Here is a 13,432-nt window from a genome sequence, read left to right as displayed (position 1 = left end):
GGGATACAAGGAGGCCGCGATGGCGGATGACAGGCCGGAGAAGATTCTCGCGGCGCTCGGTGGCGCGGAGAACCTCACCGAGATCGAAGGCTGCATCACGCGGCTTCGCTGCGAGGTGGACGACATGGGCCTGGTCGACGAGGCGGGCCTGAAGGCGGCCGGCGCGATGGGCGTGGTGAAGATGGGCAGCACGGCGCTGCAGGTGATCGTCGGGCCGGAGGCGGACACCATCGCCAGTGACATCGAGGACCTGATGTGAGCCTGCGGATCCTGAGCCCGGTCGCGGGGGAGGTGGTCGCCCTCGGTGAGGTGCCGGACCCGGTCTTCGCCGAGGCGATGGTCGGCCCGGGCGTCGCGGTGCGCCCGTCCGGCGGGCGCGCGGACGCGGTCGCGCCGGTCGACGGCACGGTGGTGACCCTGCACCCGCATGCCTTCGTGGTGGCCACCGGGGACGGCCGGGCGGTGCTCGTGCACCTGGGCATCGACACGGTCAAGGAGAAGGGCGAGGGCTTCACCCTGCACGTGGCGAAGGGTGAAGCGGTGCGGGCCGGTCAGCCGGTCGTGGGCTGGGACCCGGAGGCCGTGGCGGCCAAGGGTTATTCGCCGATCGTGCCCGTGGTCGGCTTGGACGCCCCGGCCGACGTGCTGGCCGATCTGGCGGCCGGACGGCAGGTCGTCGCCGGCGCGGAGCTGTTCACCTGGAACGACTGAACCCGGCCGCCCTTTGTGGACGGTGCGTGTCCACAAAGGGCGGTCCCCGGTCAGGCCGTGACGACCTGGCCGTTGCTGATCTTCACGGCCACCTTGTGCAGCGGCTGGGGCGCCGGCCCCTGCTCGACCGCGCCGGTGAGCGCGTTGTACACGGAGCCGTGACAAGGACAGTGCGCCACACCGTTCTCCGGTGGGTTGACGGTGCATCCTTGATGCGTGCAGATCGCGCTGAAACAGGCGACCGTGCCCGCGGTCGGCTGCGCGACGAACACGTCCTGCCCGTCCGGCGTTTTCGCGGCTTTCGCCTGCCCGACAGGCACTTCGGACAACGGGAGCACCACGCCGCCCGAGGTCGGTGCCGTGGTGGGCGCGCTGTAGCCGCCACCTCCGCTCCCGCCGCCACAGGCGGCGAGCGCGACCGTGCCCACAGCCGCCCCGGCGACCGCGGCGCCGGCGGTGAGAACGGAACGGCGGGAATGCTGTTCGGCAGTCGTATCCGGAGTCATATCCGGGGCAACGAGCCCCGGCCCGTTCCGGTTCACCGCACTTTCCGGTGAACCGTTCCTTCCGTTCGCGCGTGTAAGCCGTGTCCCCCCTTGTCGGAAGGAGACGGCGATGCTGGCCACCTGGATGCGCGCCCTCGGCGCTCTCGGCCTGGCAGGTTCCGCAGCGGTCCACTTCATCCTGTACTGGCACGGCGGCTACTCGGAAATCGCCGTGGTGGGTCCGTTGTTCCTGGTCAACGGCGTGGCCGGAGTGCTGATCGCGGTGGCCCTGCTGACCTGGCGGCACTGGCTGCCGGCGTTGCTGACCCTCGGCTTCGGCGGCGTGACCCTACTCGCCTACCTGCTTTCGGTGACGGTGGGCTTCTACGGCGTGCACGACCAGTTCACCAGCCCCTACGAATACTGGGGCCTGATCACCGAGGCCGTGTGCGTTCTCTGCGGCCTGGTGCTGCTTGGGCAGGCGTTCCTCAGCCGCCGTACTCGTCGCTCCCGCGACCGGACGGTGCCGCTGGGCCGGTGACTTCGGTTTCCGGCTGTCTCCTGGCTGGTGGCGTCTTTGTCTGGCGGGTTGCGTCTTGGCCGGGCTGGTCGGTGTCGCGTTCTCGTACTGGATCGCCCGACTTCCTGCTGAATCGTCCTGGATCGTCCGAACGCCGGATCGTCCGAACCGTCCGGTTGCCTCCCGGGACCGCATCTCGTCGCCGGCCGCCCGAAGTGCCGGGCGCTTCTCGGCAACCGACGCTTCTCCCTGGCAATCGCCCCGCCTCCGCGGGAACCGTCCGGTCTCTTCCGGATGTCGCTTCGAGCCTGTCGTGTGCCGGAACCGGCCCGCGTTTCCCCTAGCAACCGTCCCGCTTCTCCTGGGGACAGTCCCGCGTCTCGCCGGCAATCGCCCCGCCTCCCCGGCAATCGCCCCGCCTCCCCGGCAACCGTCCGGTCTCTTCCGGATGTCGCCTCGAGCCTGTCGCGTCCAGGAACCGCCCCGCGCCTCCGCGGGAACCGTCCGGCCTCTCCTGGATGTCGCTTCGCGCCTCTCACGTGCCCGAACCGACCCGCGCCTCCGGGAGCCCGAACAGCCCCTCTCCTCCCATGGGAACGCCCTCGCGATTCCCGCCCCACCGCCTCCGTCGAGTGAACCTCCCGGCGTGTCGCGCACGAGCGGGACCATCACTACGCCTGACGTTTGCGCAGCTCCGCGCCCCGCGGACACGCTGGTGGCATGGTCCTCATGGCAGTACTCGCAGCCGTCGCAGTCACCCCCGTGTTGCTGCTGGCGGTGAAACGAGCCGGCGCCCCGATCTCCACCGCCCTCGCCCTCGCGATGGTGGCGGTCGCCGTCGCGATCCCCGCCGCCCTGGCAGAGTCCGGCGCGCTCCCCGCAGGGTGGCTACCGGTGCCCTGGGTGGTCGCCGTACTAGGAGTCCCCTTGGTCCTGACCGACCTCCGCCACCACCGACTACCCGACGTGTTGACCGGCCCCGCCTACCCAGCCGTTGCGATCGCCCTGACCTTCGCTGCCCTGGACGGCGGCCCCCACCTGCTCCTCGCCGCCCTCACCGGCTGCCTCCTCTTCGGCGGCGTTCACCTGCTCGTACACCGACTTTCCCCGGGCGCCCTCGGCGCAGGCGACGTGAAACTCTCCGGCGCCCTGGGCGCGGTACTCGGTGCCCTCGGCGGTCCGGCCCCACTCGCCGCCGCAGCCTTGGCGGCGGCGGTCAGCACGACCGGCCTGGCCGCAGCCCACCTCCGCAGACGCTTTCACCGCCCGCGAGCCCTCTCCTCACCCACTCGACTCCCACCTGAGCATCGGCCGTCAACCCCCACGACCTCGAACGACCATCCGAACTCGCGGCGGTCGCTCGGTTCCGAGCCGTGGCCGCACCCCCTCCTGCCCTCGTCTCCGGACCGACCGGACCACCCCCGCCCTTCCCCCGCCTCTGCCTCCCCGCCTGCTTCAACGGCCTCACCCACGGCAGGAGGCTCGCTCACATCCTCAGCCCCGTCCTCCTCGGCCCCGCCCGTTCCAGCGGTCCCGGCGATCACCAAGGCCGCCCTCGCCTTCGCAACCACTCCAACCTCAACGACTTCGCTCGCCCCGGGAACCTCGCTCAACCCGGGAACTTCGCTCGCCCCGGGAACCTCGCTCGCCCCGGGAACCTCGCTCGCCCCGGGAACCTCGCTCAACCCGGCGGCCCGCCCTATCACACCAGTCTCACTAGCCACATCAGCCCCGGTCCCCATAGATACATCAGTCCCGGCAGGCACTTCATCCGCGGAAACTTCCTCACCCAACCCGGCACACACTCCAACCCCGCCCAGCCCAACAACCCCATTCACCCCAGCAGCCCTATCAACCCCACCAGCCCCACTCTTCCCGCCAACCTTCCCAACCCCACTCACCCCACCCGCCGCACTCACCCCATCCGCTCACCGCCGCCTGCACCGATCCCGGCCCCGAGACGGCCCGCCGCGCCTGCTCGTCCCGCACGGGCCTGGCTTGATGCTGGCCACCTGGCTCTGCGCGGTGTTCCCTTTCCCGGGATCGGGGGTCGCCTGAGGCCAGGGCCTCTGCCGGGGCCGCGGACGGGCCGTGACAGGATTAGCCGGTGTTGCGCTGGATCACCGCAGGAGAATCGCACGGCCCCGCTCTCGCCGCTGTGCTCGAGGGCATGCCCGCCGGGGTGGAGGTGACCACCTCCGACCTCACCGCGCAGCTCGCGCGGCGGCGGCTCGGGTTCGGCCGGAGCCCGCGGATGGGCTTCGAGACCGACCACGTGCAGTTCCTCGGCGGTGTCCGCCACGGCCGTACCCAGGGCGGGCCGATCGCGGTGCAGATCGAGAACGCCGAGTGGCCCAAGTGGGAAAAGGTGATGGCGGCCGACCCGGTCGACGAGGCCGAGCTGGCCGGCCTGGCCCGCAACGAGCCGCTCACCCGGCCCCGCCCGGGCCACGCGGACCTGCCCGGCATGCAGAAGTACGGCTTCGCCGAGGCCCGGCCGGTGCTGGAGCGAGCCAGCGCCCGCGAGACCGCCTCGCGGACCGCGCTCGGCACGGTTGCGCGCAACTTCCTCCGTCAGCTGCTGGGCGCCGAGGTGCTCAGCCACGTCGTCTCCATCGGCGGCGCGGACGTGCCCGCAGGGCCGTTGCCGCAGGCGGGTGACCTCGATGCGATCGACGAGAGCCCGGTGCGCGCCTTCTCCGCCGAGGGCACCGAGGCGATGGTGGCCGAGGTCGACGCGGTGCGGAAGGCGGGGGACACGGTCGGCGGCGTGATCGAGGTGCTCGTCTACGGCTTGCCGCCGGGCCTCGGCTCGCACGTGCACTGGGACCGGCGGCTCGACGCGCGGCTCGCCGGCGCGCTGATGGGCGTGCAGGCGATGAAGGGCGTCGAGGTCGGTGACGGTTTCACCACCGCCCGCCGGTGGGGGAGCCAGGCGCACGACGAGATCGACCGTGGCACCGGTCCGGTCGGCGTCACCCGGCGATCGAACCGTGCGGGCGGGCTGGAGGGCGGCATCACCAACGGCGAGCCGCTGCGTGTGCGCGTCGCCATGAAGCCGATCTCCACCGTCCCCAAAGCACTGTCCACTGTGGACGTCACGACCGGTGAGCCGGCGGTGGCCATCCACCAGCGTTCCGACGTGTGCGCGGTGCCGCGGGCCGGGGTCGTGCTGGAATCGGTGGTCGCGCTGGTCGTCGCGGACGCCGCGGTGGAGAAGTTCGGCGGCGACTCGCTGGCCGAGACCCGGCGCAACGCGCAGGCGTACCTGACCGCGCTCGAGGAGCGCTGGTGAGCCCGCGCGCGGTGGTGGTCGGGCCGCCGGGATCGGGCAAGAGCACGGTCGGCCCGATGCTGGCCGCCGCGCTGGACGTGCCCTTCCGCGACAGCGACGACGACATCGTCACCCGCGCGGGCCGCCCGATCGCGGACATCTTCGCCGAGGACGGCGAGCCGGCCTTCCGCGCGCTGGAAGAGGAAGTCGTCGCCACCGCGCTTGAGGAACACGACGGCGTGCTCTCCCTCGGCGGCGGCGCCCCGCTCACTCCCGGCACCCGCGCCCGCCTCGCGCAGCACACGGTGGTGTTCCTGAACGTCGGCCTCGCCGCAGGGGTGCAGCGGACCGGTCTCTCGACCGCGCGCCCGCTGCTGGCCGGGGTGAACCCGCGCGCCACCTTCAAGACACTGCTGGACGCCCGCCTGCCGGTGTACCGCGAAGTGGCGACTGTCGAGATCGAGACCGACCACCGTTCCCCGGACGAGGTCGTGGCTGCCGTACTCGCCGCGCTCAAGCCCGGCCAGGTCCGGCAGCAGTAGCCCGATCCGCTCCGCCGCGGGCGTCGTCGTCGCCACGCCACCAGGACATCCGACCGGGCGACGGCCGCCCGGCACGTGGCCCGCCTCAGCCATAATCGACTGACGGACAAGATCGACCGAAGGACCAGCGCCGGTGACGTCGGATGCGACGTCCGCACCGGACATCCCGCCCACCTGGCAAGCGAGCCCACCGACCCAGCCGGCATCGAGCACCATGCCGCCGACCGACCACCAGCCCTGCACCCCGCTCCCGGCTTAGCAGCAACTGCCCGACACCAACCCGTACTTGCGACACCGACCTGCAGCCCGCCGCCTACCCGCACCCCGAAGCCCAGTCGCCGAGACACAGCCCGTACCCGCCCGGCAGCGTCGCCTCCGAGCAGCCACCCGAAGCCCAGCCGCCCGATCAGCCGCCGCCCGGCAGCGCCACGTCGGCGCAGCCGCCCGGCACCGGGCCGCCCACGACCACCCGCCCGATTCCCCATCCATTCGCCGAACAGCGAGTCCGAGCAGCAGTGAGGAGTACCGTGCCCGAGACGCAGCCGGTCCGGATCCGGGTCGCCACCGCGCAGCCCTACGACGTGGTGGTGGGGCGGGGGCTGCTCGGCGAGCTGACCGAGCACCTCGCCGACGCCTCCAAGATCGCCCTCATCCACCCGCCCACCTTGGCCGCGACCGCGGAGGCCGTGCGGGACGAACTCGCCGCCGCCGGGCTCGACGCGCACCGGGTGGAGATCCCGGACGCCGAGGACGGCAAGGCCTTCTCCGTGGCGAGCTTCTGCTGGGAAGTGCTCGGCCGGATCGGGCTCGACCGGCGCGGTGTGGTCGTCGGGCTGGGCGGCGGGGCGGTCACCGATCTCGCCGGGTTCGTCGCGGGCACCTGGATGCGCGGGGTGCGGCTGGTGAACGTACCGACGACGCTGCTGGGCATGGTCGACGCCGCGGTCGGCGGGAAGACCGGCATCAACACCGACGCCGGCAAGAACCTGGTCGGCGTCTTTCACGAGCCGAGCACGGTGCTGGTCGACCTCGCGACGCTGGAGACGCTCCCGCGCAACGAGCTGGTCGCCGGGATGGCGGAAGTCGTCAAGACCGGATTCATCGCCGACCCGCGGATCCTCGAACTCATCGAGGCGGATCCGGCCGCGGCCGTCGACCCGGCCGGTGAGGTGCTGGCCGAACTGGTCCGCCGCTCGATCCAGGTGAAGGCCGACGTGGTCGCCTCCGACCTGCGTGAATCCGACCTCCGCGAGATCCTCAACTACGGCCACACCCTCGGCCACGCCATCGAACGCCGGGAACGCTACCGCTGGCGTCACGGCGCGGCGGTCAGCGTCGGCCTGGTGTTCGCCGCCGAGCTGGCCCGCCTCGCCGGCCGTCTCGACGACGCCACCGCGGCCCGGCACACCTCGGTGCTGAATCTGCTCGGCCTGCCCACCACCTACGAGCAGGGCGCCCTGCCACAGCTCGTGGAGACCATGATGACCGACAAGAAGACCCGCTCCGGGGTCCTGCGCTTCGTCGTCCTGGACGGTCTCGCCAAACCCGGCCGCCTCGAAGGCCCTGACCCCGCCCTGCTGGCTGCCGCCTACTCGGTGCTCGAAGCCGACAACTCCGGCAGCGGAAGCGTCCTGCTGTGACCGTCTCGCCTCGCTCCACGCACGGCCGCCGGCGGTGCCCACAGGCGCGATCGGCTTCGAGCGGCGTGGAGCCGTGTCCAACGATTCGCAGGGTTGCGCGTACGGCCGAGGTTCGCGACGTGAGTGCGTTGCTGCGGAGGCAGCCGTGTCCGAGCGAAGCGAACGTGCGGTGGCAGACACAGCAGCAGACAGGGTTCCGAGGACGTACCCGGCGGCAGCGGTCGCGGGCAAGGGGAGCGTGATGTCGTGAAGGTCTTCGTGTTCAACGGGCCCAATCTCGGGCGGCTCGGCAGCCGCGAGCCGGGTGTCTACGGTTCGGGCAGCCACGCCGATCTCGTGCGGCTGTGCGAGACCGCCGCCGCCGAGCTGGGGATCGAGGTCGAGGTCCGCCAGACCGACCACGAGGGGGAGCTGGTCGGCTGGCTGCACGAAGCGGCCGACGCGGGCGCGCCCGTGGTGCTGAACGCGGCGGCCTGGACGCATTACTCGATCGCCGTGCGTGATGCGGCCGCGCAGCTGAGCGCGCCGTTCATCGAGCTGCACATCAGCAATGTGCATCGGCGGGAGGAATTCCGGCACCACAGCGTGCTTTCGGACCTCGCCACCGGGGTCATCGCGGGGCTCGGCACGGACGGGTACGCGCTCGCCCTCCGCTGGCTCGAGGCACACGGGTCGTGACTTCGGCACCGGAGCTGGCGACCGGCCGGCTCCGGCTGCGCCCCCTCGCCGCGGCCGATGGTGACGCGGTGGTCGCGTTGTTCGCCGATCCCGCGATGAGCCGGTATTTCGCCGCTGACTTCTCCGATCCCGGCCAGGCACGCGCGCTCGTGACCGACCGCGTGGCCGCCGCCCTCCCGCCCGGGTACGGGCACTGGGCGGTCGAGCACTCAGGTGCGCTGATCGGCGTGGCGAGCCTGCGCCGGTCGAGCACGCTGCCCGGTCACGTCGCCGAGATCGGCTATTCCGTCGCAACGAAGCACGCGGGCCACGGGTTCGCCACCGAAGCGGTCACCGCGATACTGGATCACGCGCACGGCGCCCTTGGGCTGCCCGCCGTGTTCGCCCTCGTGCACGAGGACAACGCGGCCAGTCTCGCGGTCGTGGCGCACACCGGGTTCCTCGACGTCGGCGTCCGGCAGGCCTTCGGCGCGACGCACCGGGTGCTGGTCGCGCTGCCGTCCCGGCGCGGGCGGCTGCATCACGTCGAACTGTGGGTACCGGAGCTTTCGCGCGCGGAGCGGAGCTGGGGCTGGCTGCTCGGTGGGCTCGGCTGGCGGGAGTTCCGGCGCTGGTCCGCCGGAGTCAGCTGGCGCCTCGGCGACACCTACCTGGGGGTCGAACAGTCCCCGGCGGCCACCGGACCGGACCACGAACGCACCCGGCCGGGGCTGAACCATCTCGCCCTGCACACCGGCTGCCGCGCCGACGTGGACCGGCTCGCGCGCGGCGGGTCCGGCTGGCGGCCGTTGTTCGCCGACCGCTACCCGAGGGCCGGCGGGCCGGAGCACTACGCGGCCTACCTGGAGAACGAGGACGGGTTCGAGGTCGAACTGGTCGCGACAGACACCTCATGACCTGGTTGGTGTCACCCGAGTGGTGGGTCGCTCGCTACACTCTGCGATCGTGCACCTGATGCGTCGTGGGGGCCGGCGACCCGTGCGTCTCTTCTCCGCCCTGCTGCTGGCCGGGGCGGTGGTCGCGGGCTGCAGCCAGAGTGCCGCGGAGCTGCAGGCCGACCGCACCGCACACGGCGGTATCGCCGGTAACGGAACGAATACACCTGCCGAGCAACGCGCCGCGAAGGTCCCCCTCGCGACCGCTTCGCCCCGGCAGAGCGGCGGAGTGGTGGCCGCCGGCGCGGCTGACGCGGTGTACAACTACGGCCCCACGGTGATGACCGAAAACGGCCGGACGCGGATGTGGTGGTGCAGCCAGTACGGCAGCGCTCCGCCACCCGGCGACGACATCCTCTACAGCGAGGCCGCCTCCGCCAACGGCTCGTTCACCGGTCCGGGCGGCGGCGCACCGCCCGCGGTCCTGTCCGGTTCCCCCGGCAACTTCGACGGGGTGCATACCTGCGACCCGTCCGTCCTGCGTGTCGGCGGCACCTACTTCATGTACTACACCGGAGCCGCCGGCGATCACGCGCTCGGCAACGCGGTCGGCCTGGCCACCAGCACCGACGGGGTGCACTGGACCCGGGCGAACGGCGGCCGGCCGATTCTCGGCCCGTCCCACGACGTGCACCGCGCCAACGTCTACGGCGCGGGCCAGCCCGCCGCGGTGTTCCTCGACGGCTGGTACTACTTGATGTTCACCGATACCACCGGCCGCGCCGCGGGCTGGAACGGCGCGGGTCAGTTCGTCCTGCGGGCGCATGACGCGGCCTTCCGCAGCGGGGTGGAAGCCTTGGGGGTCAAGGGATTCGCCTCCGTCTCGGGCACCGCCGCACCGCGTGAGCGGTCGGTGGTGGACGGGTTCAGCGCCGATCTGGCGTGGGTCGGCGCGCTGGACGCGTTCGCCATCGCGCACGAGACCGCCCAGGGCACCACGATCACCTTCTGGGACCGCGATTTCACCGTGCAGCCCTACGCCCCGGTGGTGCTGCCGGGGGCCTGGCAGGAGGGACCGGGCCTGGTTCGTCGCCCGGACGGGCACGCGCCCACCTCGCTCGCCGATCCGTGCGGCACGGTACCGCTGGACGTCGTGCGGGCCACCAGGATCGGCGACGCGGGCGCCCCGACCGGGCTGATGCACTTCGGCCTCGACGTGCGCGGTGCCGGTGGCTGCTCGTCGCCGTCCAGGCTGACCACGACCTTCGACGGCGTGGCGATGCCCTCTCCGGACCGCATGATCGACCTGTTCCGGCGGGGCGAGCGGATCCGGGTCGACCGGCGCTCGGTGGCCGGGGTGCTGGCCGGGGAACTCCTCGGCCGGTCGGTGCCGCAGGTCGCGAAGCTGCCGGTGAAGACGAGACTGCACTCCGGTGCCACGGTGGTGCACGCTTACGGGCACGGCTACGGGATCGTGCTCGACAGCGTGCTCTACGGCCTGCCGGACACTTCCATCGTTCCGCTCAACGGTTCCGGGGTGCTGGAGATCGACCCGCGACAGTGGGACGCCTCCGCCCGCGGGCTGCCGCTGGGCGGCTGACCGGCCGCGGTTCCCTCGCCGGTTCCTCCGGCCGTGGTTCGGGACGCGGGCGCCTCTCCTCGTCCTCCGCGGCGCGCGGCGGCAGCTCGTCGCCGGTCTCCTCGTCCGCGGTCCGAACAGGACGGCGAATCCGCCTGCCCACGAACAAACCCACCCCGGCCGGGATCAGCACCAGCAGTGCGGTGAACGCGGCCCCGCCGGTCAGCGCCGACTTGAGTTCGGCCACACCGGTTTCGTCGACGAAGACCGCGCGCCCGATGACGTACAGGATTCCCGAGACCACGCCGGAGACCAGGCCCGCGATGAACCACGCCCGGCCACGGTCCGGCTTGCCGCGCCAGCCGTCGACCGCGCTCCACAACGCCGCGACGCCGACCAGCGCAGCCAGCGTCAGGGAAGTGGCCACGGTCTGGTCGGTCGGGTGGAACACGGACCACTTGGCGAGCAGCGTCATCGCGACGGCGTGCACCACGGCCATCACCAGCCCGCGCGTCAACCAGGCACCCAGCATGGACGGAGTCTAGGCGGCGCCGGGTGAGCGCGGCGTGGCCTCCTTCCACGTGGCACCCGCCGGGCTGTACGGAACCCGCTGGTTAAGCTGGCCGGGTGCCGGAAATTCACGCTCACCGCCGTGGTGCGCTGCGTACCCTGCTCGACGACAACGGGGTCGACGCGCTGCTCATCACCAACCTGCTCAACATCCGCTACCTGACCGGGTTCACCGGGTCGAACGCCGCCTTGCTGATGCACGCCGGAGGCGAAGCGAAGACGGTGTTCTGTACCGACGGGCGCTACATCACGCAGTCCGAAGCGGAAGTGCCCGACCTTGAGCGCGTACTCGACCGTGCCAGCGCTCGCGCGCTTGCTTCGTACGCCGCGGGTGAACGCGCGACGTACGGCCGTACGGGGTTCGAGAGCCAGCATGTCAGCGTCGAAGAGCACGAGGCGCTCGCCGTGCGTTTCGCAGACGTACAGCTGATCCGTACGCCCGGTCTTGTCGAGCAGCTGCGCTTGGTCAAGGACGAAGCCGAGATCGAGACCCTGCGCGCGGCGTGCGCCGTGGCCGACCGCGCGCTGGCGGACCTGCTGGCCGCCGGGGGAGTGCGGGCCGGGCGCACCGAGCTGGAGGTGACCCGCGACCTGGAGAACCGGATGCTGGAGCACGGTTCGAGCGGTCCCTCGTTCGGCACCATCGTGGCGGCCGGGCCGAACTCGGCCATCCCGCACCACCAGCCGACCGGCGCGCAGCTGCGGGCGGGGGACTTCGTGAAGATCGACTTCGGCGCGACCGTGGACGGATACCACTCGGACATGACCCGCACCGTCGTGCTCGGCGAACCCGCCGACTGGCAGCGCGAGCTGTACGACCTCGTGCATCGCGCGCAGGCGGCGGGCACCGCGGCGGCCATGCCCGGCGTCGTGGTGTCCGAAGTGGACGCCGCGGCCCGTTCGGTGATCGCCGAAGCGGGCCACGGGGAGCGCTTCCTGCACGGCCTCGGGCACGGCGTCGGACTCGAGGTGCACGAGGCGCCCAGCCTCGCTGCCACGGGCGTCGGTACACTGTCCGCCGGTATGGCGGTCACCGTCGAGCCCGGCGTCTACCTCGCGGGGCGCGGTGGCGTGCGCATCGAGGACACGCTCGTCGTGCGGGCCCGGGGGCCCGAACTCCTCACCCTGAGCACCAAGGACCTCGTGGCCGTCTGAGACGGGCCGCGGACGAAGAGACCGACACAGCAGGAGACCGAAAGCTCGTGGCCACCACCAACGACCTGAAGAACGGGCTCGTCCTCAACCTGGACGGCCAGCTCTGGACCGTCACCGCGTTCCAGCACGTCAAGCCGGGCAAGGGCGGTGCGTTCGTGCGCACCACGCTCAAGCACGTGCTGACCGGGAAGGTCGTCGACAAGACCTTCAACGCCGGCACGAAGGTCGACACGGCCACCGTGGACCGCCGGAACATGACGTTCCTGTACAAGGACGGCGCGGACTTCGTGTTCATGGACGGCGACACCTACGACCAGATCACGGTGAACGCCGAGGTCGTCGGCGACAACGCGCACTACATGCTGGAGAACACCGAGGTCCAGGTCGCGGTGCACGAGAGCGAGCCGCTCTACGTGGAGCTGCCGACCTCGGTCGAGATCCTCATCCAGCACACCGACCCCGGCCTGCAGGGCGACCGCTCCACCGGCGGCACCAAGCCGGCCACCCTGGAGACCGGCGCGGAGATCCAGGTGCCGCTGTTCCTCTCGACCGGCGAGAAGATCAAGGTCGACACGCGCGACGGCCGGTATCTCGGCCGCGTCTCGGCCTGATGGCCGAGGGGAAGCTCCCGCCGCACCCGAACCGGGGCGGCCCGATCAGCCGCCGCCAGGCCCGCCGGCGCGCGGTCGAGATGCTGTACGAGGCCGCCCAGCGCGACACCGACGCGGTCACGCTGCTGGCCGACCGCGTCGGCGCGGTGGAGGTGGACCCGGTCGCGGACTACACGATCACGGTCGTGGAGGGCGTGACCACCCACCGCGAGCGCATCGACGAGCTGCTCGCGCAACACTCCCAGGGCTGGACCCTGGAGCGGATGCCCCCGGTCGACCTCGCGGTGCTGCGGGCCGGGGTGTACGAGATGCTCTGGTCCGCCGACGTCCCGGACCCGGTCGCCATCGACGAGGCCGTGGGCTTGGCGAAGGAACTCTCCACGGACGACTCACCCCGGTTCGTCAACGGCGTACTGGGCCGGATCGGCACCATCGCCGACCGGCTCCGGGCGGTGCTGTAGCGCCTCGGCGGCGTGCCCGCGTGTCGGGGGCCGGGCTGCTGGTGAGATGCGACCGGTGCGAGGAGAACCCCGCTGGTGCGAGCCGATGGACGGTTCGCGCGAGGTGCTGGGCCGCGGCGCAGTCCTGTCTTGGGCGCTGCGGCGATTGTGCCCGCCGGGTACGACACAATGCGGCGCTGTGAAGGGTCCCTTCACGGCTTCTGAGTCCAGGGTGTCGGCAAAGTCGGTGTGGAGGTCCGTGAAGGGGTCCTTCACGGACTCTGAGTCTGTGAAGGGTCCCTTCACGGACCCGAAACCGGTCCGGCGCACGCCACGAGGTGGTCGCACACAC

The 13,432-nt window shown here is 71.8% G+C and carries 15 protein-coding genes; 13 read left to right on the top strand and 2 right to left on the bottom strand.

Features of this window, described 5'->3' with window-relative positions:
* Nucleotides 1–19 precede the first annotated feature (19 nt).
* A complete protein-coding gene (locus tag D5S19_RS21960) occupies nt 20–259 on the top strand; it encodes a glucose PTS transporter subunit EIIB (RefSeq protein ID WP_098509359.1) in 240 nt (79 codons plus the stop codon).
* Nucleotides 256–711: a PTS sugar transporter subunit IIA gene (locus D5S19_RS21955; RefSeq protein ID WP_120025274.1), complete on the top strand. Its 456-nt coding sequence runs from the start codon at nt 256–258 to the stop codon at nt 709–711. Before D5S19_RS21960 ends, D5S19_RS21955 begins: the two co-directional genes overlap by 4 nt.
* Before the next feature lie 50 nt (nt 712–761).
* Here D5S19_RS21955 and D5S19_RS21950 read toward each other — a convergent pair whose 3' ends face one another.
* Nucleotides 762–1,217: a Rieske (2Fe-2S) protein gene (locus tag D5S19_RS21950; RefSeq protein ID WP_120025271.1), complete on the bottom strand. Its 456-nt coding sequence runs from the start codon at nt 1,215–1,217 to the stop codon at nt 762–764.
* A 109-nt stretch (nt 1,218–1,326) separates the two neighbouring features.
* Between D5S19_RS21950 and D5S19_RS21945 the strand changes: the two genes are divergently transcribed.
* From D5S19_RS21945 to D5S19_RS21905, 8 genes are all read left to right on the top strand, one after another.
* Nucleotides 1,327–1,737, top strand: a complete 411-nt coding sequence (locus D5S19_RS21945) for a hypothetical protein (protein WP_199730624.1) — start codon at nt 1,327–1,329, stop codon at nt 1,735–1,737.
* Between the two features lie 699 nt (nt 1,738–2,436).
* Nucleotides 2,437–3,774 (top strand): prepilin peptidase, encoded by a 1,338-nt coding sequence (locus D5S19_RS33265; protein WP_325050299.1) that lies wholly within the window; start codon nt 2,437–2,439, stop codon nt 3,772–3,774.
* Nucleotides 3,775–3,823: 49 nt separating this feature from the next.
* Complete coding sequence (gene aroC, locus D5S19_RS21930) at nt 3,824–5,011, top strand: chorismate synthase (protein ID WP_120025268.1); 1,188 nt, start codon at nt 3,824–3,826, stop codon at nt 5,009–5,011.
* Nucleotides 5,008–5,532, top strand: a complete 525-nt coding sequence (locus D5S19_RS21925; RefSeq protein ID WP_199730623.1) for a shikimate kinase — start codon at nt 5,008–5,010, stop codon at nt 5,530–5,532. The genes aroC and D5S19_RS21925 overlap by 4 nt, the downstream gene beginning before the upstream one ends.
* 527 nt (nt 5,533–6,059) lie before the next feature.
* Nucleotides 6,060–7,172 carry a 3-dehydroquinate synthase gene (gene aroB / locus D5S19_RS21920; RefSeq protein WP_120025267.1) on the top strand — a complete coding sequence of 371 codons (1,113 nt, stop codon included), beginning with the start codon at nt 6,060–6,062 and terminating at the stop codon, nt 7,170–7,172.
* 246 nt (nt 7,173–7,418) lie between these two features.
* Complete coding sequence (aroQ, locus tag D5S19_RS21915) at nt 7,419–7,850, top strand: type II 3-dehydroquinate dehydratase (RefSeq protein ID WP_120025264.1); 432 nt, start codon at nt 7,419–7,421, stop codon at nt 7,848–7,850.
* Nucleotides 7,847–8,746, top strand: a complete 900-nt coding sequence (locus D5S19_RS21910) for a GNAT family N-acetyltransferase (RefSeq protein ID WP_120025263.1) — start codon at nt 7,847–7,849, stop codon at nt 8,744–8,746. Before aroQ ends, D5S19_RS21910 begins: the two co-directional genes overlap by 4 nt.
* Before the next feature lie 58 nt (nt 8,747–8,804).
* Complete coding sequence (locus D5S19_RS21905; protein ID WP_199730627.1) at nt 8,805–10,325, top strand: glycoside hydrolase family protein; 1,521 nt, start codon at nt 8,805–8,807, stop codon at nt 10,323–10,325.
* Here the strand turns inward: D5S19_RS21905 and D5S19_RS21900 are convergent.
* Nucleotides 10,249–10,836 carry a B-4DMT family transporter gene (locus D5S19_RS21900; RefSeq protein WP_120025259.1) on the bottom strand — a complete coding sequence of 196 codons (588 nt, stop codon included), beginning with the start codon at nt 10,834–10,836 and terminating at the stop codon, nt 10,249–10,251. The two genes, D5S19_RS21905 and D5S19_RS21900, sit on opposite strands and share 77 nt — an antisense overlap.
* 95 nt (nt 10,837–10,931) lie before the next feature.
* Here D5S19_RS21900 and D5S19_RS21895 point away from each other — a divergent pair, with 95 nt between their 5' ends.
* Genes D5S19_RS21895 through nusB form a run of 3 tightly spaced genes read left to right on the top strand, consistent with a single transcriptional unit; the run spans nt 10,932 to nt 13,101 of the window.
* Nucleotides 10,932–12,029, top strand: coding sequence for a M24 family metallopeptidase (locus D5S19_RS21895; protein ID WP_120025258.1), 1,098 nt, complete (start codon nt 10,932–10,934; stop codon nt 12,027–12,029).
* A 47-nt stretch (nt 12,030–12,076) separates the two neighbouring features.
* Nucleotides 12,077–12,640, top strand: a complete 564-nt coding sequence (efp, locus tag D5S19_RS21890) for an elongation factor P (protein ID WP_120025256.1) — start codon at nt 12,077–12,079, stop codon at nt 12,638–12,640.
* Complete coding sequence (nusB, locus tag D5S19_RS21885; RefSeq protein ID WP_120025254.1) at nt 12,640–13,101, top strand: transcription antitermination factor NusB; 462 nt, start codon at nt 12,640–12,642, stop codon at nt 13,099–13,101. The genes efp and nusB overlap by 1 nt, the downstream gene beginning before the upstream one ends.
* The last annotated feature ends 331 nt before the right edge of the window (nt 13,102–13,432 follow it).

Origin of the sequence: Amycolatopsis panacis (genome assembly GCF_003600245.1) — a bacterium.
GTDB classification, from domain to species: Bacteria; Actinomycetota; Actinomycetes; order Mycobacteriales; family Pseudonocardiaceae; genus Amycolatopsis; species Amycolatopsis sulphurea.
Note: the sequence above shows the minus strand (reverse complement) of the source record. Positions and strands in the feature narration are given on the sequence as shown.

What these genes read in the sequence shown, in the direction of transcription:
- D5S19_RS21950 (WP_120025271.1), bottom strand. Translation starts at nt 1,217, where the DNA reads ATGACTCCGGATACGACTGCCGAACAGCATTCCCGCCGTTCCGTTCTC.
- D5S19_RS21905 (WP_199730627.1), top strand. Translation starts at nt 8,805, where the DNA reads ATGCGTCGTGGGGGCCGGCGACCCGTGCGTCTCTTCTCCGCCCTGCTG.
- D5S19_RS21960 (WP_098509359.1), top strand. Translation starts at nt 20, where the DNA reads ATGGCGGATGACAGGCCGGAGAAGATTCTCGCGGCGCTCGGTGGCGCG.
- nusB (WP_120025254.1), top strand. Translation starts at nt 12,640, where the DNA reads ATGGCCGAGGGGAAGCTCCCGCCGCACCCGAACCGGGGCGGCCCGATC.
- D5S19_RS21945 (WP_199730624.1), top strand. Translation starts at nt 1,327, where the DNA reads ATGCTGGCCACCTGGATGCGCGCCCTCGGCGCTCTCGGCCTGGCAGGT.
- D5S19_RS33265 (WP_325050299.1), top strand. Translation starts at nt 2,437, where the DNA reads ATGGTCCTCATGGCAGTACTCGCAGCCGTCGCAGTCACCCCCGTGTTG.
- D5S19_RS21900 (WP_120025259.1), bottom strand. Translation starts at nt 10,836, where the DNA reads ATGCTGGGTGCCTGGTTGACGCGCGGGCTGGTGATGGCCGTGGTGCAC.